The organism is Rhodoferax sp., assembly GCF_023700745.1.
GTDB lineage: Bacteria > Pseudomonadota > Gammaproteobacteria > Burkholderiales > Burkholderiaceae_C > Rhodoferax.
The window spans coordinates 1-18,956 of record NZ_JAMPYG010000016.1; the positions used below are offsets into that span (position 1 = coordinate 1).

The following is an 18,956-nucleotide window of genomic DNA, read 5'->3' on the forward strand; positions in this document are numbered from 1 at the left end:
ACCCGAATGGCACGCTGTTGCACCCGGTCGTCAATGACGCAATCGGCCGTGGTGTTGACGTAAATGCGGTCGGTTTCGCCGGTAAATTCGACCGGACCTGACTGCCTGGCCCGGGCAAAGTTTTGCACCTTGTCGAGGTAGTCACAGCCGTCGAGCCCCTGTACCGTGGTCTGATGGATGTCTGACACGCAAAAATAAGTGTGCAGCGCATCGGTCAGGGTAAAGGGCTGGTCGCCAGTGTTGCGGCTGGTGAGCTTGAGGGTCAGGGTGGTGCCGACGGTCAGTTCCAGCTCCAGGTCAAAGGCATGGTCCCACAGCGCGCGGGTGTCGGCGTCGTCCTGCAGGCCGAGGCGCAGCACGACTTGCTGGTCCGCATCCAGTGCGGTTGCACGCACCTGCCACATGCGGGTGCGCACAAAGCCATGCATTGGCAGACCCTCACGCGCGCCAAACCAGGGCCAGCACACCGGCACACCGCCGCGAATCGGCTGACCCGGCGCAAAGACTGCGGCTTGCGACAACCAGATGACCGGCGCAGCCCCCGCCGGTTGCCACGCCAGCAGATGCGCACCCTGCAGCGCCACGCGCGCGCTGGCCAGGGGCGTCTGAATTTCGACGATGGGCAAGTCGCCGCTGCCATTGACAAAATGCAGCGCGCCAGACAGGCCGAAGTGACGGTTGAGGGTGTCGAGGTTCTGACTCAAAATGCTTCTCCTGAGGAGTTGGTGGGTGATTGTCTCTGAGTTACAGCGTTGCAGGGCATAAGGGACAGGTCGGCAACGGGTTGGGCCGTCGCACATGATTCGTGACCAGGAAGCCGATGTGCAATTTGTCGGGATATGCGAGGCGTGCACCGCGCGCACCCCGGACTGGCAATACACCAGCACCTGCCGCTCCCCGTCTGGCGCCTGATTGACTGCGAAAGTATTCGATGCGCGGGTCGCTGCCGTCCAATTCGAGTGACTTCAGCATGAGCCCTGTGGGATGCTCAAGATCAATGCGGACGTGACTGCGGTCAATGCCTTGCACATCCATGAACTCCAGCAGCTGCTTGCCAGGCTGTCATACCATGAACAAGGCCATGGCCTCGCCCACCGTCACAACATCGAGAGCGGCGGGGTTCTCATATCCAAATTCAGCGATATGTTCCGGCGTGTCAGTCAGCAAAGCTCAACTGCACTTTCATTTGCGTTGACCGGTCGCGGGCAATCGTCAAGGCCTCGGCGACCTGTTCCATCGGCAAAGTCTTGGTGATGACCGGTTTGACATCGATGCGTTGCTCGCGGATGAGGCTGGCTGCCACGGCGTACTCGTGGTGGAAGCGGTGCGTGCCAATCAGCCGGATTTCCTTGCCTACCAGTGCATTGACCGGGATGTCGGCGCTACCGGTCACACCCACTTGAACAATCGTGCCACGCGGACGGATCACCGGGAAAGCCTGCTTGAGGACGGCACCCACACCCGTGCACTCGAACACCACGTCGAAATAACCCTTGTCAGCCGAGTAGTCAGCCATGAGGCGATCGGGCTCCAGTGCCGCATTGATGGCGACCTGGGCACCCATGGCCAGAGCGGTCTTGAGCGGGGCTTCCGAGATGTCCATGGCCACAATCTCACTGGCACCTGCCACGCGGACCGCGCCAATCAGCAAGGCACCAATCGGCCCGGCGCCTGTTACCAGTACCCGCTTGCCTACCAGGTTGCCGGCCTGATTGACGGCATGCACACCCACCGCCAGCGGTTCGGTGCAGGCGGCTTCGCCCAGCGACACCTTATTGCCCATGGGCTCGCATTGGTATTCCTCGGCAATCAGGCGGTCGCGAAAGCCACCGTGGGTGTGAGGCTTGCGCATGGCGCTACCAAAAAATTGCATCTCCAGGCAGTGCTGCTGCTCACCGTCCAGGCAGAATTTGCACTTGCCGCAGGGTCGACTCGGGCAGACCGCAATACGGTCACCGGGACGCACCCGGGTGACGTTGGCGCCAATCGCCTCGACAACACCGGCCACTTCGTGGCCCATGGTGATGGGCTCGGTGACGCGGATGGTGCCGATGCCACCCTCCCAGTAATAGTGGATGTCAGAGCCGCAAATGCCCCCGGCGCCGATACGCACCAAAACCTGTTGCGGGCCTACCTCGCCGATTTCATAAGTTTCAATTCGGACATCTTCCTGAGCGTAGAGAACACAAGCGCGTGTTTGCATATCAATTCCTTTGATTCAAAGTTGACTGGATCCTGGCCCAAACCTTGTCATCGACGGCAATGCCGGTGGGTTGGCGGGCATTGAAAAAATTTTGCGGGTCAGACCACTCGCGCAACGACGTGCTCTGACCCCAACTGACGAGGATGTCACCAATTCCACATGGATCCGTCCTGCAAGCGCGCGACGGGCAAGTAGGCACGTTCGTAGGGGTATTTCGCGGCCAGTTCCTCGTCGATATCGACGCCCAGGCCCGGCACGTCGTCCATTACCAGGTAGCCGTCTTCGTAACGGTAGTTATGCGGGAACACCTCTTCGGTGAGCGGCGTGTGCGGCATCAACTCCTGTATGCCAAAGTTGGGCACCCACAGACCAAAATTGACCGCAGCGGCCATACACACCGGCGACAGATCGGTGGCACCATGGAAGCCGGTGCGCACCTGGTACAAGGCGGCAAAGTCGGCAATGCGCCGCACATGGGTGATGCCGCCGGCATGCACGATGGTTGAGCGGATGTAATCGACCAGTTGTTCACTGATCAAGTCCTTGCAATCCCAGATGGAGTTGAAGATTTCACCTACTGCCAGCGGGGTGGTGGTGTGCTGGCGAATGAGGCGAAACGCCTCCTGGTTTTCTGCGGGGGTGGCATCTTCAACCCAGAACATGCGGTAGGGCTCCAGATCCTTGCCAAGCCGGCCCGCCTCAATGGGTGTCAGGCGATGGTGTGCGTCGTGCAACAGATGGGGATCAAAACCGACAGCCTCACGCACCTTGCGAAACAGCTCGGGCGTATGGCGCAAATACAGAGATGTATCCCACGGTTCCTCAGGAGGCAGCCCCTTTTCGGCTGGCTCATAAAAGCCTTTGCTCTTGCCTACGCCATAGGTCTTGGCCAGCCCGGGCACACCGGACTGCACGCGAATGGCCTTGAAGCCCTCTTCGATGTGTTTGTGTACCGCATCAACGGCTTCCTCATGGTCGCGCCCGTTGGCGTGGCCGTAGACCATGACACCGTTGCGGCTCTTGCCGCCCAGCAGTTGGTAGACGGGCATGCCCGCGAGTTTGCCTTTGATGTCCCATAGCGCCATGTCGATGGCGGCAATCGCGGTCATCGTCACCGGTCCGCGACGCCAGTAGGCACCGCGGTAAAGGTATTGCCAGATATCCTCGATGTTGCGCGGATCACGGCCAATGAGGCAGGGAAAGACGTGATCCTCCAGATACGACCGGACTGCCAGTTCGCGCCCGTTGAGAGTCGCATCTCCGAGCCCCCAAACCCCTTCGTCGGTGACGATCTTGACGGTGACAAAATTACGCCCCGGGCAGGTCACGATGGTCTGTATGCGCTCGATCTTCAAACGGTATCTCCTGAATTCTGATTAGTCGACAAAGTAGGCTGCAGGCGCCTGCTCACGCAAGGCCGCCAGGTGCTGGGTAATGTGGTTGATGTGTGCCGCCACGGTGGCGCCCAGACCCGCCACGTCGCGTGCCGCCATTTGCGCCAACATTTGCTCATGTTCTTGCAGTGACCGCTCGGCATGACCCGACACGCCCAGCAGCAGCCAACGCACCCGGTCAAACTGTCGTTTGAACGGCTCCAGCATGGGCCAGACATGTTCGCGGCCTGCAAACTCGAACAATCGCTTGTGCATCAACTCATCGAGCTCCGAATACTGCTCCAGCTGGCCATTTGATACGGCATCACGCTGGCGCTGAATGATCTGACCAAACTCGGTCAGTTGTTCGGAGGTGATGTTTTGTGCCAACTGCACATGGTTGGCGCATTCCAGCGTGCTGCGCACAAAGCGACCTTCTTCGAGCAAAGACAGGCGTACCGGCGCCACGAAGGTGCCCACCTGCCGGTAAATCAAAACCAGTTGTTCATCGGCCAACTGTGCCAAGGCCTCGCGCACAGGCGTGCGGCTGACCTCGATCAATGACGCGATCGTCGCTTCAGACAGTGCCGTTTTGGGAAGAAGCTTGCCGCGCACGATGGCCGTTTGCAGCACATCATGAACCTGGGCTGTGTAGGACTTTCCAGGGTCAAGCTTGAATCCACCAAGCGCCAATGCCAGCGCGTCATCAATGATGACGGTACTGTTTCGGGTAGCTCGACCAGAGACTTGGATAGACATGAAAGCAGCCAGTTCTTAAAAAATGCCATGTTACACCATGGTAGTAAGCTTAAGTTAAATCGTTAAATAGGTGTTTACCCGAATATTTTGACCTCAATTGAGGTCATATACTCAATTTGTCGACATGGTGCCATGGTAGTAAATTTAGTTGGCGCCAAAACGAACAAGGGCAATGCCCTTGGTGTGTTCAACGGCCAAGAAAACCGTTGCCTTAAAACCCTTATTTAGGAATCAAAAATGAAACTCGGCAAGATTCTTGCGGCGTGTCTGACGCTTGTTGCGGCAAGTAGCGTATTCGCCGCCGATCCAATCACGATCAAGGTCGGCGATAACTGGAACAACACCCATCCGATGGCGGCAGCGATCGACACGGTGTTCAAGCCGCAGGTCGAGAAGGGCACCAAGGGTTTGATCAAGGTGGACGTTTATCACTCCGGCACGCTCGGCAACGAAGGTGACTTGTGGGGCGGCGTGCGCAATGGGACGATCGAGGTGGCCATCGTTGGCACCCCGATGAACCAGGAATTTCCCACCATGATGATCTCCGACTGGCCGTTCCTGTACCGGGATCTCGCCCATGCGAAAAAGGTTTGGACGAGCCCCATCGCGGATGAAATCAATGCGGCATTTCATAAAAAGTTCCCCTCCGTGCACATGCTGAGTTGGGGGCCGAACAGCGCTCGCACCTTCACCAGTAACAAAAAGCTGACCTCGGTCGCCGATTTCAAGGGTCAGAAATTCCGTATGCCTGGCAATCCTATCCATATGGGCATCGCGCAAAACCTCGGCGCCAGCGCGCAGGTCATTCCGCTTGGCGAGTTGTTCAGTGCCCTGGAGACCGGCGTTGTGGACGGCCAGGACAACGGCATGGTCACGGTGATCAGCCAGGCCCTCAACGAGGTTCAGAAATACCTCTATGAAACCAATCACATCATCGCCACGCTGGAAATCATGGTGAATGCGCCGTTCTTCGACAAGCTCAGCGCCGAACACCAGAAAGTGATCCGGGATGCGGCCAAGGCGGCGTCAGTAAAAGCCTGGGATGACTACATCGCCAGCGTTGACAAGGATCGCCAGTTCCTTAAAGGCAAAGGCATGACCGTAACCACGCCGACGCCTGCCGATCAGCAGAAGATTGTCGACATGATCAAGCCCCTGACCGACAAAATGTATGCGGAACAGGCCTGGGCCAAGCCGCTGACCGACAAGATTCGTGCCATCAAGTAAATAGATTGGACAGCTGATTGGCAACATTTGAAATCCCCCGTGAAACAGCCATCACGGGGGATTTTTTCCGGGCTTTGCGAAGGTTAGGATGAATAAATTCAACACACTATTCCGGGGGATAGAGGTTTTGATCGCTTTTTTTCTGGCGATCATGATTGCCCTGGTTTTCGTTAACGTGGTTCTGCGTTATGGTTTTTCCACGGGGTTCGCCTGGTCCGAAGAAATATCGCGCCTCTGCTTCATCTATCTGGTCTATCTTGGCGCCATCGGGGCCATGCGGGACAACCAGCATCTGATCATCGACAGCATTCTGACCCGCATCCAGCCGGCTGCCCAGAAGGCCGTTTTTCTTCTGGTTCAGGCGGGCATCATCTGGGTCATGGTCGTTTTGAGTATGGGCAGTTGGCAGCTCGTCATTCAGAACCTCGGTGACCGTTGGGTTGCTACCCAGTTCCCGGTTTTTCTGATTTTTGGCGTCGGCCTCGTCACTGGTGTTGCGATCATCCTCCTTTCATTGGCGAACATCTACCGTCTTGTCGTACTCAAGTTATCCGTGAGCGAGCTGATATCGGTTCGTCATGAGGCCGATTCGGAACAAACTGGCAATATTCAGTAAGAGACGAACATGACCCTGATCATTCTATTTATGGTGTATCTGTGCGGTTCCATGATGCTGGGACTGCCGATTGCGTTTTCCCTGCTCTTTGGTTCTGTGGCGACCGCGCTCCACATGGGTGGAACCGCCACAAACCCCCAGATTGTGGCAACCCAGCTGATGCGAGGCGTGGACAGCGTAAGCATGATGGCCTTGCCATTTTTCATCATTGCCGGCGAGTTGATGAATCGGGGCGGACTGACCAAACGCATCATCTATTTCTGCAATATCTTTGTGGGTGGCGTTCGAGGCGGTCTCGGTTATGTGACGATCCTCGCCTGTTTGATTTTCGCCAGTCTGGTCGGCTCGGCCGTGGCCAGCACCGCGGCACTGGGCGCGATCCTGATCCCAATGATGGCCAATTCCGGCTACAACCGCGCCAAAGCAGCGGGACTGGTGGCCGCCGGCAATATGGTCGCACCCATCATGCCGCCTTCGGTGCCGATGATCGTCTATGGCGTCGCAGCCGGGGTGTCGATCAAGTCCCTGTTTCTTGGGGGCGTTGCACCCGCCCTTTATTTGACCGTCGTCATGAGCGTGGTCTGGTTTTTCGTTTCGCGCAAGGATGCACCCCCAGCCATCCCGCTGAATCTCACAGGCAAAGAAAAACTGAAGATTTTCATGAGTGGTCTGTGGGCCCTGCTGTTGCCGGTGATCATCATCGTGGGACTGCGGGGTGGCGTTTTTACGGCGACAGAGGCAGGTGTCGTTGCCGTGGTGTACGCCATATTCGTAGGCGTTTTTGTGTACCGCGAACTGACCCGCAAAGATATGTTTCGCGCCCTGACCACGGCAGCCAAGACTTCGGCGGTGGTCATGTTTCTCGCCGCGGCAGCCCAAGTTGCTGCGTACATCATGACCATCGCCCGCATGCCGCAACTGATCACTTCTGCTCTGGACGGGCTGGTCGACCGGCCGTTGCTGATGAACGTGATGCTGATGGCCGTGGTGCTGGTGGTCGGGATGGCGATGGACGTGGTGCCGACGATCCTCATCTTGACCCCAATTTTCCTGCCCTTGCTCAAGGCCGGGGGGATCGATCCGGTCTATTTCGGGATCATCTTTACACTTGTCAATGTGCTCGGTCTGCTGACCCCGCCTGTCGGGCCGGTGCTCAATGTGGCCTGCGCTGCGGGCAAGATAAGAATGGAGGATATTCTCAGGCCGACGATGCCGTACTTCATTGCCCAATGCATTCTGCTTTTCATGATGACCTTGATACCCGAGATGATTCTGTGGCCGCTGGAATGGATTGGCGGTTACGTGCCGAGGGTTCACACGCCGTCGCTGCTGGATTATTTCTAATCCAGCTCTGGGTACAAAATTCCTGCGCAAAGTGCGGGAAGTTGGTGCACAAATCAGCGCAACGCCAAAAGTCTGGCCGCTTATCCGGCGGCCAGTCAGGTGTGCCATAGTCGTCCTTACCACTTGGGAATGTTGCCAACATAAGGAGTAAAAAGAAGCCAGTGCCGCGAAACATGGAAATTTCAAGGGTGACAAAAAAAGCATCCCGCCCGTCGATGCTTTCGCTGCCATGGGGGATCACAACTGCGGGCAGTTTGGAGGCCGGTGCCAATCAGCTCTCCGCCCAGTCGTGGCATGATCTGACCTTCGTTTCACACAGAACGCAAGGATTCTCCAATGAACGCACCTATTTCCGCTTCGCTCCTGAACTCCGCCCAGGCCCTGACGCAGGTCAGCCAGGCCTGGGACGCCGACCTGGTCAAGCAGCTCACCAATTACATCGCCATTCCCGCCAAATCACCCATGTTTGACGCCGACTGGGCGCAGCATGGCCTGATCGAGAAAGTGGTGCAAAACGCCTTTGAGTGGGTGCAGGCGCAAAAGGTGGCGGGCCTGACGCTGGAGATCATCCGCCTGCCGGGTCGCACGCCGGTGCTGTTTTTTGAAGTGCCCGCTTCCACCGGCAATGGCGGCCAGCCAGTGTCGAGCCAGACCGTGCTGATGTACGGCCACCTGGACAAGCAGCCCGAATTCACCGGCTGGCGCTCAGACCTGGGGCCGTGGGCGCCCAAGTTTGAGGACGGCAAACTCTATGGCCGTGGCGGCGCCGACGACGGTTACGCCATTTACGCCGCCATCACCGCCATCCAGGCGCTCAAAACCCAGCAGGCCGCGCACCCGCGCATCGTGGGACTGGTGGAAACCTGCGAAGAAAGTGGCTCTTATGACCTGCTGCCCTACATCGACACCTTGCGCCAGCGCCTGGGTGATGTCGGTCTGGTGATTTGCCTCGACTCGGGGGCTGGCAACTACGACCAGCTGTGGATGACCAACAGCCTGCGCGGCAACGTCACCGGCGTGCTCAAGGTGGAGGTGCTCACCGAAGGCGTGCATTCGGGTGACGCCAGCGGGTTGGTGCCGTCCAGCTTTCGCATCCTGCGCCATCTGCTGGACCGGCTGGAAGACAGCGCCAGCGGCCGCCTGCTGCCCGCCAGCTTCCATTGCGAGGTACCCGCCGACCGCCTGGCCCAGGCCAGGGCCACCGCCGCCATTCTGGGCGAAGAACTGTTCAAGCGCTTCCCCTGGGCGCATGCCGACTGTGGCGGCAGCAGCCAGACCATGCTGCCCACCACCAGCGACCCGCTGCAAGCCCTGCTGGCGCGTACCTGGACGCCGACCTTGAGCGTGACCGGTGCCGACGGCCTGCCCGAACTCAAAAACGCCGGCAATGTGCTGCGCCCTTACACCGCGTTCAAACTCAGCCTGCGCCTGCCGCCCCTGGTTGACGCGGCCCGTGCCGTGGCCGAGCTCAAAACCCTGCTTGAAGACAACGCCCCCTACCAGGCCAAGGTGACATTTGAAGGTGGCGCTGGCGCGACCGGCTGGAACGCGCCCGGCACCGCGCCCTGGTTCGAGCAGGCGCTCCATGCCGCGTCACAAGACTACTTTGGCGCCCCTTGCGGCTATATTGGTCAGGGTGGCACCATTCCGCTGATGAACATGCTGTCCACCGGTTTCCCGAAGGCGCAAATGATGGTGTGCGGCGTGCTCGGCCCCAAAAGCAACGCCCACGGCCCCAATGAATTCCTGCATGTGCCCTATGCCAAGAAGCTCACCGCTGCGGTAGCCCAGGTGATTGCGGCGGCTGCGTTGGCGTGATGCTTCAGCGCGGTGCCAGCACCGCCATGGTGATGCGCGACACGCAGGTGAGTTCACCGGCGTCATTGACCATGTCAATCTGCCAGACCTGGGTGGTTCGGCCAATGTGCACGGCGCGGGTGGTGCCGGTGACCCAGCCACTGGTGGCGCTGCGCAGGTGGTTGGCGTTGATGTCGAGCCCCACGGCCCGGTAACCCGCAGGACAGGCATAGTTGGCGGCCACCGAACCCAGGGTTTCGGCCAGCACCACGCTAACGCCGCCGTGCAGCAGGCCAAAGGGTTGCCGGGTGCGCGCATCCACCGGCACGCGGGCGCGGATGAAATCATCGCCGACTTCCAGAAACTCAATCCCCAGATGACTGACCGCCGTGTCCAGGCTGATACGGGTCAGTTCTGCCGCAGAAACGGGCTGTTGCCACACGCGCATACACCACTCCAAAAAACAAAACAGGCATGAACTATAGCCAGCGCCGAATTCGACCCTGCGCATGCGGCTACCATGCAGGCGCCGTATTGAGTGGCGCAGGAGTAAAAAAATGATTGATGGATTGATTGCCGGCAGGTTGATCGGCGACCCGGAGCGGCGCCAGGGCAAGGGCGACAGCACTTACGTGGTGGCGCGGGTGCGCGCGCAGAGCAGCGAGGGCGAGCATCTAATGGTCAATCTGATTGCCTTTGATGACGCGCCCTGCACCGTCCTGCTGGCGCTGCGTGACGGCGATTCGGTGGCCGCCGCCGGCCATCTGAACCCCAAGGTCTGGACCGACAAGCAGGGCAACACCAAACCCGCGCTTGATCTGGTGGCGCACCGGGTGGTCAGCGTTGAACCGGGGTAACCTGGGCCGATGGCTGCTAAGATTTGGCACATGACCCACTGTGCCGCGCAAATGCTGGAAGAACAACCCGATGACTTGTGTCGCACCTTGAGTGACCAATGGTGAGGGGTGCCGCGTCCCTGCCGGCGCAACATCCGTTGCAGGGCATTTTCTTCATCGTGGTGGCGGTACTGTGTTTCTCAGCGCTTGATACGATCACGAAATTGGCCGCTGCCGTCCCCGTCGCGATGGCCATATGGGTGCGCTTTCTTTTCCAGACGGTCGTGACCGGGATGGCCTTGTGGCCGATGCGTGGCAGCGCGTTCCTGAAAACCAGACGGCCCGGTTTGCAGTTCCTGCGCGGTTTTTTGTTGCTCACTTGCAGCGTCATTGCCTTCTTGAGCCTGCGTTTTATGCCGGTGGGCGAGTTCACTGCCATTGTCATGATTTCGCCTCTGATCATCACGGCCATTTCGGCCTGGAAGCTGCACGACAGGGTGTCCGCACTGCGATGGTTGTGTGTGGTTGGTGGTTTTGCCGGATCGTTGGCTGTGATACGGCCTGGCGGCGAATCCTTTCACTGGGCCATGCTGCTGCCGTGTGTGCTGGTGCTGGCGAACACGGCTTTTCAGGTGCTGACGAGTCGGCTTGCCAGGACCGACAATTCCGGGACCATGCATTTTTATACCGGTCTGGTCGGTTTGGTGCTTGCCTCGCTGGCATTGCCCTTGATCTGGCAAGCCATACCCTGGTCGGTGTGGGCGCTGTTGCTTTTGATCGGTGCCTTTGGCACGCTGGGCCACTTTCTTCTGATATTGGCCTATGCCCGCGCGCCAATTGCCGTTTTGACGCCTTACCTGTACCTGCAGATTGGCTTTTCAACACTGGGTGGCTGGTTGATTTTTTCGCACATGCCCGACGCCTGGGCCTTGGCCGGGATTGCCCTCGTCTCAGCCAGTGGTGCCTTGGGAACATGGCTAACGGCACGAGAGCAGCGGGGGTAAATGTGCAGGCCGGCTTGTTTTTTTAATTGGGTTCCGAAACCTTGTCATCAGCAAATTCTTTCACCACCATGTTTCGCTACCTCACCGTCCCCGTGACCGCCTTTGCGCAAAATTGCTCCCTGGTCTGGTGTGACCAGACACTCAAAGCCGCCGTCATTGATCCCGGTGGTGACCTCGACCTGCTGCTGGAAGAGGTTGAACGCCTGGGTTTGCAGCTTGAGCAAATCTGGCTCACCCATGCCCACATCGACCACGCCGGGGCTGCCGGCGAACTGGCCGAGCGACTGGGCTTGCCCATCATCGGGCCGCATGAAGCCGATCAGTTCTGGATTGACGGCTTGCCCGGGCAAAGCAAAATGTTTGGCTTTCCACCGGCCAAATCCTTCAAGCCGACGCGCTGGCTGCACGATGGTGACAGCGTGACCCTTGGTGAGTGCACGCTGGCGGTACGCCACTGCCCGGGTCACACGCCAGGCCATGTGGTGTTTTATTCGGCACAGGCCAAGCGGGCCTTTGTCGGTGATGTGTTGTTTGCCGGCTCCATCGGCCGCACCGATTTTCCGCAGGGCGACCACGACACCTTGATTGCCAGCATCAGGAATCGCTTGTGGCCGATGGGTGATGACACCGTGTTCATCCCCGGTCACGGCCCCGAGAGCACGTTCGGGCGTGAGCGGCGCAGCAACCCCTATGTGGCAGATGGCAGTTAACGAAGCGGACAAAAAGAAAGGCGCGATTTGCTAAGTGACGCCTTGTGAAGTGTCTAAAAGGAGTTTTGTTCCATTTCCAGGCTTTTCATGTCGGTTGGGCCAGGGGGCGCAAACCTTGGGAATTTAGATCGCCACATCAGGGAAAGTACGACGCTTGACGACGCACTTTCAGTGCCATACCGGGCCTCATGCGGTTGGAATTGATATCCGCTTTGTACGGAGCCGTCAAGATCGCTTACCCCGGTAAGTAGTCATACGGAGTTGAAACGCCAGACATTACAGACCATCATCCAGCTCACTTCAGCACGTGACTCCGAGTGGCCTCGGGCTGCTGAGGGCGCGCATCCCTGAGGGAAAAGCTGGCGCCAAGCGTCAAATTGCTTGGAGCAGGTGTGCGTGAAAACTCGATGACAAACAAATCTACACAAAAAGGCGAGACATGAGCATTCCACGCAAGAACACCCCTTTGAAACTGACCACACTGGCCGCTGCCGTACTGGCGTTAAGCGCCTGCGGCGGAAACAGCGACCCGGTTGAGAGCATCAATACCAAGCCAAGCTATCTGGGCGCCGTCGCCAGCGCCAGCTATGACGGCAGCAGCGACGACCTGCTGACAGCCGGCCTGGGCAAGACCGGGCTGGGCGGCGTCGCACCGGCTGTGGTCGATCCGCTGAAGCCCACGGCGGCCGAACTGCGCAAGCTCGCCATCTTCAACAACTACCGCGCCATCCTCGACATCAGCGCGGCCGGCGGCTACGGCACGCTGTACGGGCCGAACGTCGATGCCAAGGGCGTCATTACCACCAGCGAAGGAAAGATCGCCGGCACCGAATACATCGCCTATTCGGATGACGGTAGCGGCAAGCAGAACGTCACCATGATGGTGCAGGTACCCGCCACCTTCAACCCGGCCAATGCCTGCATCGTCACTGGCACGTCCAGCGGCTCGCGCGGCGTTTATGGCGCCATCGGTTCGTCCGGCGAGTGGGGCCTGAAAAACGGTTGCGCCGTCGCCTACACCGACAAGGGCACCGGCACCGGCATCCACGACCTGCAGAACAATACCGTCAATGGGCAGAACGGCGTGCGCACGGACGCCGCTACGGCTGGCAAGAACTCGATCTTCACCGCCGATCTGAGCGCCGCCGAACTCGCGGCCTTCAACACCGCCACGCCCAACCGCTTTGCCGTCAAGCACGCGCATTCGCAGCAGAACCCTGAAAAGGACTGGGGCAAGTGGACGCTGCAGTCGGTCGAGTTCGCCTATTTCGTACTCAATGAAAAATACGGCGACCTGGCCAGGGATGGCGTGACACGCCTGAAAAAGCTCACGCCATCCAACACCATCGTGATCGCCTCCAGCGTGTCCAACGGCGCCGGCGCGGCGCTGGCGGCAGCCGAGCAGGACACGCAGGGCCTGATCAGCGGCGTGGCCGTGGCCGAACCCGAAGTCCAGCTCGCGCCCGACACCCGGCTGAGCGTCAAGCGCGGCAGCACCACGCTGGTCGGTACCGGCAAGCCGCTGTACGACTATTTCACGCTGGCCAATTTGCTGCAGCCTTGCGCGGCGCTGGTGTCGCCCGCCACCAATGCGTTCAGCACCGTCGACCTGGCGATTGCCGCCAACCGCTGCGCCGCGCTGCAGGCCAACGGCCTGGTCACCGGCGCCACAACCGCTGAACAGGCCGCCAGCGCCATGGCCGCGCTGATCGCGGCCGGCTGGCAGCCTGAAAGCAATGTGCTGCAGGCGTCGCACTACTCGTTTGCCACGCTGTCGGTCGGGCTGACCTATGCCAACACCTACGGCCGCTTCAGCGTCAAGGACAACCTGTGCGGCTACAGCTTTGCCGCCACCGGCGCCGCCGCATCGGCCACGCCGAATGCACCGGTGGCGCTGGCTCCGGCCGCGCTGGCGACCTCGTTCGGCGCTTCCAACGGCGTGCCGCCGACTATCGGCATCAACATCGTCAACAACCTCAGCGTGGGTGGGCCGTTGGTCGACGCCGCCTCGCTGTCGGCCGGCAATGTGCAGGACTACAACATCGCCGGTGCGCTGTGCATGCGCGAGCTGTTTACCGGCACCAGCGCCAATGCGCTGCGCGTGCAGCAGGGCATCAAGGAAGTGGTGCGCAGCGCCAACCTGCGCGGCAAGCCGGCGCTGATCGTGCAGGGCCGGGCCGACACGCTGCTGCCGGTGGCCTTCACCGGCCGGCCTTACTACGGCATGAACAAGATCGTTGAAGGCACCAGCAGCAAGCTGTCGTACATCGAGGTGACCAATGCCCAGCATTTCGACGCCTTCTTGGCCATCCCGGGTTATCCGGAACGCCTGGTGCCGCTGCACCGCTACTTCATCCAGGCGATGGACATGATGTATGCCAATCTGAAAAGCGGCGCCGCGCTGCCGGCCAGCCAGGTGGTGCGCACCGTGCCGCGCGGCCTGACGGGCACCGTGGCCAACCCGATCACAGCTGCCAACGTGCCGCCGATCCAGACGACGCCGGCCGCTGCTGACCAGATCACCTTTGCCGGCAATGTGCTGACCATCGCCGACTGAGCGTTTTTTCCGGCCCTTGCAAAGCCCGTGGCGCCTCCTGTACGCCACGGGCTTTTTCATGGGGATTGTTGAAAAACTGGCGGTAAATCCACCCAAGTTCGTAAATATCCAACTGAAGACGGACGCCATCAGATGAAAGTCTTGCATCGCGAGGCGGTTGTCCGTGCTTAATGGCGGGAGCGGAGGTATGCACGAATTCTGCGTGAGTTCAAGCAAATTAGCCTGCGCGCAGAATCAGTTGTACGATAGAGCGTTGCTTGGAAGCGCTCAAACTCGTTGCCGCCTATGCGTTGGTGGTCGACGCGAAAACACCGGCCGCCAAGAGTTTTGACGAACACTATGGGTTCACGGCGTGCCATGACCAGCCGATGACTTCTTATCTGGCCCTTGGCGCATAGCGATGATGGGCATGCGCAGTGATCGCAACAAGCGGTAGTAGCGACAGTCGCGCGGGTTACATCATGCCGTCGATTTGCGTGGCCTTGTGCAATTCCTGTAAAAGCCAGAGGCTGACCTGATTAAAAATCAGCCTTTGGCGCTTGCTGGCTTATTTACCAAAAATCATGTCGGGCAGGAACAGCGTGATTTGCGGGATATAGGTGATGATCACTAAAAACACCAGCAACACCGACAGCCACGGCAATGCCGCCTTGGTGACCTGCACCAGGTTCATGCCTGTCACGCCACTCGTCACAAACAGGTTCAGCCCCACCGGCGGCGTCACCATGCCAATCTCCATGTTCACCACCATGATGACACCCAGGTGGATTGGGTCGATGCCCAGTTGCTGCGAGATCGGGAAGAAGATCGGTGCCAGAATCAGGATGATCCCGGTGGGTTCCATGAAGTTGCCGGCAATCAGCAAAATGATGTTGACCACCAGCAAGAACATCCACGGTGTCATGCCCATGCCCACAATTTGCTCGGCAATGGTTTGCGGAATGCGCTCGGTGGTGAGCACGTGGGCAAACAGCAGCGCGTTGGCCACAATGAACATCAGCATCACGGTGGTGCGCCCGGCTTCCAGAAACACGTGAGGCACTTGCTTCACAGACAAATCACGGTAAATGAATACCGCCACCACCAACGCATAGACGGCAGACACAGCAGCTGCCTCGGTGGGGGTGAAGATGCCGCCATAAATACCGCCCATGATGATGACCAGCAGCGCCAGCCCCCACATCGAGTCTTTGAAGGCGCGCAACACTTCAGGCACGCTGGCCTTGGGCGGTGGTTTGACGGCCAGTTTGCCCGCGCGCCACCATACCGCGACCATCAGCATCAGGCCCAGCAGCAGACCCGGCACCACGCCTGCCATGAACATGCGCCCCACCGACACCTCGGTCACGGCGGCATAAACCACCATCACGATCGATGGCGGAATCAGGATACCCAGCGTGCCCGCATTGCAGATGACGCCCGCGGCAAACTCTTTGGGATAGCCGTTTTTCACCATGCCGGCAATCACGATCGAACCAATCGCCACCACCGTGGCCGGGCTGGAGCCCGACACGGCCGCAAACAACATACACGCCAGAATAGACGCAATGGCCAGTCCGCCGCGCAAGTGGCCCACGGCCGCAATGGCAAACACCACCATGCGCTTGGCCACGCCGCCGGTGCTCATCAAGGCCCCGGCCAGCACAAAGAACGGGATTGACATCAACGTGTAGTGCTCGCTGGTCTCAAACATCTTGATCGACATCGAGGCCAAGGAGTCCTGCGAGAAGAAAAAGATGGTCAGCAGGCTCGACAGGCCCAGGCTTACCGCGATCGGCATGCCGATGGCCATGCAGAAAAACAGGGCGGCAAAAAGCAAAAGGGTATTCATGATTGGGCCTCGTCTGATTTGAGTCGCATGGCTTCGGCGGCTTCGTCAGCCAGCCTCAGGCTGTCGGTCTTGCCGGTGATCAGGCCGATCAGGATCTGTACAAAACGCCAGCCGGTGAGCAAAAAACCAATCGGCATGATGATGAGTACCATCCAGCGTTCAATCGGCATGTCTTCAAATTCAATGCCGACGTCTTTCATTTTCAGAACGTAGATGGTGGAGCCGGTCAGTACAAAGCCCACGTACAACAGGCTCAGCAACACCGCCAGAATCGACACATTGCGTCGCGTGTTGTGCGGCATCATCTTGACCAGCGCGTCCACACCGATGTGCGAACCGACACGCACGCCATAGGAAATGCCGACAAAGATCATGAAGGCAAAAAACACGGTGGTGAGCTCCAGCGCCCACGAAAAGCCGCTGTTGAACACATAGCGCATCACGACTTGCAAAAAGGTCAGAGCGGTCATGGCGGCCAGCATCAGCCCAATGATCCACTCTTCCAGGTGATCCAGAATTTTCATTTCATACCCCAAAAAAACCCCGGGCTAGCCGGGGTGTTGGCATCAAGTCAAGACTGTGGTTTATTTGTTGGCTTTGAGCGCGGCATTGATCAGGTCTTTGCCGATGCTGTCTTCAAATTTCTTCCACACCGGCTGCATGGCCGTGCGCCAGGCCGTCAGGTGCTCCTTGCTCATGGGCAGGACCTTGGCCTTGTTGTCTGCAATGACTTTTTGACGGAAAGCCAAGTCTTCTTCAAATGCCACCTTGTTGCCGAATTTGATGGATTCGGTCATGGCCTCGGTCAGGCCTTTCTGGATGTCGGGTGGCAGGCCAGCCCACCATTTGGCATTGCCAATCACCATGTAATCGAGCACGCCGTGGTTGCTGTCCATGATGTACTTTTGCACTTCGTGGAATTTCTTGCTGTAGATGTTGGACCAGGGGTTCTCGGTGCCGTCAACCACGCCGGTTTGCAGTGCCTGGTAAACCTCGGCGAACGCCAGCTTTTGCGGATTGCCACCCACAGCGTGGAACTGTGCTTCCAGCACGTCAGACGCCTGGATACGGAACTTCAGGCCTTTGGCATCAGACGGCATGCCCAAAGGTTTGTTGGCCGAGAGTTGTTTCATGCCGTTGTGCAAAAAGCCAAAGCCCTTGATCCCCTTTTTTTCCATGGAATTCAGCAGGCCCAGACCTTCTTTGCTGGCCTGGAAGCGGTCCACGGCCTGGATGTCGGTGAACAGGAAAGGCAAATCGAAAATCTCGATCTGTTTGGTGTACTTGCCGAACTTGGACAGTGAAGGTGCCAGAATCTGCACGTCGCCCAGCAGCAGGGCTTCCATCTCTTTGCCGTCACCAAACAACTGGCTGTTGGGGAACACCTGGATCTCAACCTTGCCCGGCAGTTTCTTTTCAGCCAGTTCCTTGAACTTCAGGGCGGCCTGGCCCTTGGGGGTGACATCTGCCACCACGTGGCTGTATTTGATGATGAGCGGGGCAGCCTGGGCACCCAGACCGAAAGCCAACAAAACGCCAGCTGCAACCAGTTTCAATTTCATGAGAGTCTCCTCGAGTAGTTAAAAGTCTTGAACGACGAGCGGACTTTAGATGGCTGCGCATGAGCCAACAACTGTGGCGTTCAACAGCTAGGGTTTACCCTCAAACTCGAATCAGGCCTGGCGCAAGGCCTGTTCCAGATCTTTCATCCAGTGCGGCCCGATGCGGCTGGCGAGTTGCTGCTGTACCGGTTGCACGGCCTGGCGCAGGCGCGTGCGTTGACCCGGTGTCAGACTGTGGATGTGCGTGCTGCCTGCCTGGCGCAAGGCTTGCAGTGCCTGGTCATTCTGGGTGTCGGCAATCTGGTTGGCAAAGGCCAGCGCCTCCTGCAACGCCTGGTTAATCAGGGTGCGGTCGTCGGGCTGCAGGTGTTGCCAGAAACGCTGGTTGGTGACTACCGCGTAGCCCAGGTAGCCGTGGTTGGTCAGGCTCATGTCGCTCTGCACTTCGTGCATGGCCTGGGTCCAGAAGTTGGACACCGGATTTTCGGTGCCGTCGACCACGCCGGCGGCGAGCGCACGGCGCGTTTCACTGAAGGGCAGCGTCACCGGATGCGCGCCCAGGGCCCGCATTTGCGCCGCAATCACCCTGGAGGCCTGCACCCGCATCCGCAAGCCGACAAAATCCCCGGGTTCCCGCAGCGGCCGGTTGGCGCTCATCTGCTTGAAGCCATTGTCAAAAAATCCCAGGCCCACCAGCCCCTGGCGCGGCAAACCTTGCAGCAGTTTCTTCCCCAACGGCCCCAGGGTAACGCGCCGCACAGCAGCCAGGTCGTCAAATAGAAACGGCAGGTCAAACAACTCGAACTCGGGCAGCCCGATGCGACCAAACTTGGACAGCGAGGGCGCCACCAGATCCACCGCGCCCAGTTGTAGCGCCTGCATTTCGTCATGGTCGCCGTACAACTGCGCGTTGGGAAAGACCTGCACGCCGATGCGAGAGCCACTGCGCTGCTCGACCAGCACCTTGAAGCGGTTGGCCGCCAGGCCCTTGGGGGTTTCCTCGGCCACCACATGGGAGAAGCGCAGCGTGATCTCAGGCGTGCCGATGGCGCCGGCACGCCTGGACAAGACCGCAGTCCCGGCCAGGGCGGCAAGCCAGGTTCGGCGACTGACAGCGGCAGACAAGGTGGGCATGGC

Annotated in this window: 18 protein-coding genes; 9 read left to right on the top strand and 9 right to left on the bottom strand. The window is 59.2% G+C overall.

Annotation, left to right across the window (positions count from 1 at the left end; all coding sequences use genetic code 11):
• The 4 genes from NDJ10_RS12155 to NDJ10_RS12170 all read right to left on the bottom strand — a co-directional run.
• Nucleotides 1-704 (bottom strand): D-hexose-6-phosphate mutarotase (locus NDJ10_RS12155; RefSeq protein ID WP_296162564.1); only part of this gene is annotated, 704 nt, incomplete at its 3' end.
• A 452-nt stretch (nucleotides 705-1,156) separates the two neighbouring features.
• Nucleotides 1,157-2,203: an L-idonate 5-dehydrogenase gene (locus NDJ10_RS12160; protein WP_296162566.1), complete on the bottom strand. Its 1,047-nt coding sequence runs from the start codon at nucleotides 2,201-2,203 to the stop codon at nucleotides 1,157-1,159.
• 146 nt (nucleotides 2,204-2,349) lie between these two features.
• Nucleotides 2,350-3,558: a D-mannonate dehydratase ManD gene (gene manD, locus NDJ10_RS12165; protein ID WP_296162568.1), complete on the bottom strand. Its 1,209-nt coding sequence runs from the start codon at nucleotides 3,556-3,558 to the stop codon at nucleotides 2,350-2,352.
• 21 nt (nucleotides 3,559-3,579) lie between these two features.
• A complete protein-coding gene (locus tag NDJ10_RS12170) occupies nucleotides 3,580-4,335 on the bottom strand; it encodes a GntR family transcriptional regulator (RefSeq protein ID WP_296162571.1) in 756 nt (251 codons plus the stop codon).
• A gap of 237 nt (nucleotides 4,336-4,572) precedes the next feature.
• Between NDJ10_RS12170 and NDJ10_RS12175 the strand changes: the two genes are divergently transcribed.
• The 4 genes from NDJ10_RS12175 (at nucleotide 4,573) to NDJ10_RS12190 (ending at nucleotide 9,340) form a co-directional block, all read left to right on the top strand.
• Nucleotides 4,573-5,562, top strand: coding sequence for a TRAP transporter substrate-binding protein (locus tag NDJ10_RS12175; RefSeq protein WP_296162573.1), 990 nt, complete (start codon nucleotides 4,573-4,575; stop codon nucleotides 5,560-5,562).
• Nucleotides 5,563-5,650: 88 nt separating this feature from the next.
• Nucleotides 5,651-6,178: a TRAP transporter small permease gene (locus NDJ10_RS12180; protein ID WP_296162575.1), complete on the top strand. Its 528-nt coding sequence runs from the start codon at nucleotides 5,651-5,653 to the stop codon at nucleotides 6,176-6,178.
• A gap of 9 nt (nucleotides 6,179-6,187) precedes the next feature.
• Nucleotides 6,188-7,522 carry a TRAP transporter large permease gene (locus tag NDJ10_RS12185; RefSeq protein WP_296162578.1) on the top strand — a complete coding sequence of 445 codons (1,335 nt, stop codon included), beginning with the start codon at nucleotides 6,188-6,190 and terminating at the stop codon, nucleotides 7,520-7,522.
• 336 nt (nucleotides 7,523-7,858) lie between these two features.
• Nucleotides 7,859-9,340: a M20 family metallopeptidase gene (locus NDJ10_RS12190; RefSeq protein ID WP_296162580.1), complete on the top strand. Its 1,482-nt coding sequence runs from the start codon at nucleotides 7,859-7,861 to the stop codon at nucleotides 9,338-9,340.
• Between the two features lie 4 nt (nucleotides 9,341-9,344).
• Here NDJ10_RS12190 and NDJ10_RS12195 read toward each other — a convergent pair whose 3' ends face one another.
• Nucleotides 9,345-9,767 carry a hotdog fold thioesterase gene (locus tag NDJ10_RS12195; RefSeq protein WP_296162583.1) on the bottom strand — a complete coding sequence of 141 codons (423 nt, stop codon included), beginning with the start codon at nucleotides 9,765-9,767 and terminating at the stop codon, nucleotides 9,345-9,347.
• A 109-nt stretch (nucleotides 9,768-9,876) separates the two neighbouring features.
• On the opposite strand from NDJ10_RS12195, the gene NDJ10_RS12200 reads away from it, so the two are divergent.
• From NDJ10_RS12200 to NDJ10_RS12220, 5 genes are all read left to right on the top strand, one after another.
• The gene (locus NDJ10_RS12200) at nucleotides 9,877-10,176 is read left to right on the top strand and encodes a single-stranded DNA-binding protein (protein ID WP_296162586.1); all 300 of its coding nucleotides are present in this window, start codon (nucleotides 9,877-9,879) and stop codon (nucleotides 10,174-10,176) included.
• A 98-nt stretch (nucleotides 10,177-10,274) separates the two neighbouring features.
• Complete coding sequence (locus NDJ10_RS12205; RefSeq protein WP_296162588.1) at nucleotides 10,275-11,159, top strand: DMT family transporter; 885 nt, start codon at nucleotides 10,275-10,277, stop codon at nucleotides 11,157-11,159.
• 68 nt (nucleotides 11,160-11,227) lie between these two features.
• Nucleotides 11,228-11,869: an MBL fold metallo-hydrolase gene (locus NDJ10_RS12210; protein ID WP_296162591.1), complete on the top strand. Its 642-nt coding sequence runs from the start codon at nucleotides 11,228-11,230 to the stop codon at nucleotides 11,867-11,869.
• Between the two features lie 439 nt (nucleotides 11,870-12,308).
• Nucleotides 12,309-14,426: a D-(-)-3-hydroxybutyrate oligomer hydrolase gene (locus NDJ10_RS12215; RefSeq protein ID WP_296162593.1), complete on the top strand. Its 2,118-nt coding sequence runs from the start codon at nucleotides 12,309-12,311 to the stop codon at nucleotides 14,424-14,426.
• Between the two features lie 257 nt (nucleotides 14,427-14,683).
• Nucleotides 14,684-14,824, top strand: coding sequence for a hypothetical protein (locus NDJ10_RS12220; protein ID WP_296162595.1), 141 nt, complete (start codon nucleotides 14,684-14,686; stop codon nucleotides 14,822-14,824).
• 149 nt (nucleotides 14,825-14,973) lie between these two features.
• Here NDJ10_RS12220 and NDJ10_RS12225 read toward each other — a convergent pair whose 3' ends face one another.
• From NDJ10_RS12225 to NDJ10_RS12240, 4 genes are all read right to left on the bottom strand, one after another.
• The gene (locus NDJ10_RS12225; protein WP_296162596.1) at nucleotides 14,974-16,257 is read right to left on the bottom strand and encodes a TRAP transporter large permease subunit; all 1,284 of its coding nucleotides are present in this window, start codon (nucleotides 16,255-16,257) and stop codon (nucleotides 14,974-14,976) included.
• Nucleotides 16,254-16,781, bottom strand: coding sequence for a TRAP transporter small permease (locus tag NDJ10_RS12230; RefSeq protein ID WP_296162598.1), 528 nt, complete (start codon nucleotides 16,779-16,781; stop codon nucleotides 16,254-16,256). Before NDJ10_RS12230 ends, NDJ10_RS12225 begins: the two co-directional genes overlap by 4 nt.
• Nucleotides 16,782-16,841: 60 nt before the next feature.
• The gene (locus tag NDJ10_RS12235) at nucleotides 16,842-17,819 is read right to left on the bottom strand and encodes a TRAP transporter substrate-binding protein (protein WP_296162600.1); all 978 of its coding nucleotides are present in this window, start codon (nucleotides 17,817-17,819) and stop codon (nucleotides 16,842-16,844) included.
• A gap of 111 nt (nucleotides 17,820-17,930) precedes the next feature.
• Nucleotides 17,931-18,953, bottom strand: coding sequence for a TRAP transporter substrate-binding protein (locus tag NDJ10_RS12240; protein ID WP_296162602.1), 1,023 nt, complete (start codon nucleotides 18,951-18,953; stop codon nucleotides 17,931-17,933).
• Nucleotides 18,954-18,956 lie beyond the last annotated feature (3 nt).

Bases quoted from the DNA above. Each gene is read 5' to 3' on its own strand.
- NDJ10_RS12190 (WP_296162580.1), top strand. From the start codon at position 7,859: ATGAACGCACCTATTTCCGCTTCGCTCCTGAACTCCGCCCAGGCCCTG.
- NDJ10_RS12160 (WP_296162566.1), bottom strand. From the start codon at position 2,203: ATGCAAACACGCGCTTGTGTTCTCTACGCTCAGGAAGATGTCCGAATT.
- NDJ10_RS12185 (WP_296162578.1), top strand. From the start codon at position 6,188: ATGACCCTGATCATTCTATTTATGGTGTATCTGTGCGGTTCCATGATG.
- NDJ10_RS12205 (WP_296162588.1), top strand. From the start codon at position 10,275: ATGGTGAGGGGTGCCGCGTCCCTGCCGGCGCAACATCCGTTGCAGGGC.
- NDJ10_RS12170 (WP_296162571.1), bottom strand. From the start codon at position 4,335: ATGTCTATCCAAGTCTCTGGTCGAGCTACCCGAAACAGTACCGTCATC.
- NDJ10_RS12180 (WP_296162575.1), top strand. From the start codon at position 5,651: ATGAATAAATTCAACACACTATTCCGGGGGATAGAGGTTTTGATCGCT.
- NDJ10_RS12215 (WP_296162593.1), top strand. From the start codon at position 12,309: ATGAGCATTCCACGCAAGAACACCCCTTTGAAACTGACCACACTGGCC.
- NDJ10_RS12175 (WP_296162573.1), top strand. From the start codon at position 4,573: ATGAAACTCGGCAAGATTCTTGCGGCGTGTCTGACGCTTGTTGCGGCA.
- NDJ10_RS12240 (WP_296162602.1), bottom strand. From the start codon at position 18,953: ATGCCCACCTTGTCTGCCGCTGTCAGTCGCCGAACCTGGCTTGCCGCC.
- NDJ10_RS12230 (WP_296162598.1), bottom strand. From the start codon at position 16,781: ATGAAAATTCTGGATCACCTGGAAGAGTGGATCATTGGGCTGATGCTG.
- NDJ10_RS12195 (WP_296162583.1), bottom strand. From the start codon at position 9,767: ATGCGCGTGTGGCAACAGCCCGTTTCTGCGGCAGAACTGACCCGTATC.
- NDJ10_RS12225 (WP_296162596.1), bottom strand. From the start codon at position 16,257: ATGAATACCCTTTTGCTTTTTGCCGCCCTGTTTTTCTGCATGGCCATC.
- NDJ10_RS12200 (WP_296162586.1), top strand. From the start codon at position 9,877: ATGATTGATGGATTGATTGCCGGCAGGTTGATCGGCGACCCGGAGCGG.
- NDJ10_RS12235 (WP_296162600.1), bottom strand. From the start codon at position 17,819: ATGAAATTGAAACTGGTTGCAGCTGGCGTTTTGTTGGCTTTCGGTCTG.
- NDJ10_RS12210 (WP_296162591.1), top strand. From the start codon at position 11,228: ATGTTTCGCTACCTCACCGTCCCCGTGACCGCCTTTGCGCAAAATTGC.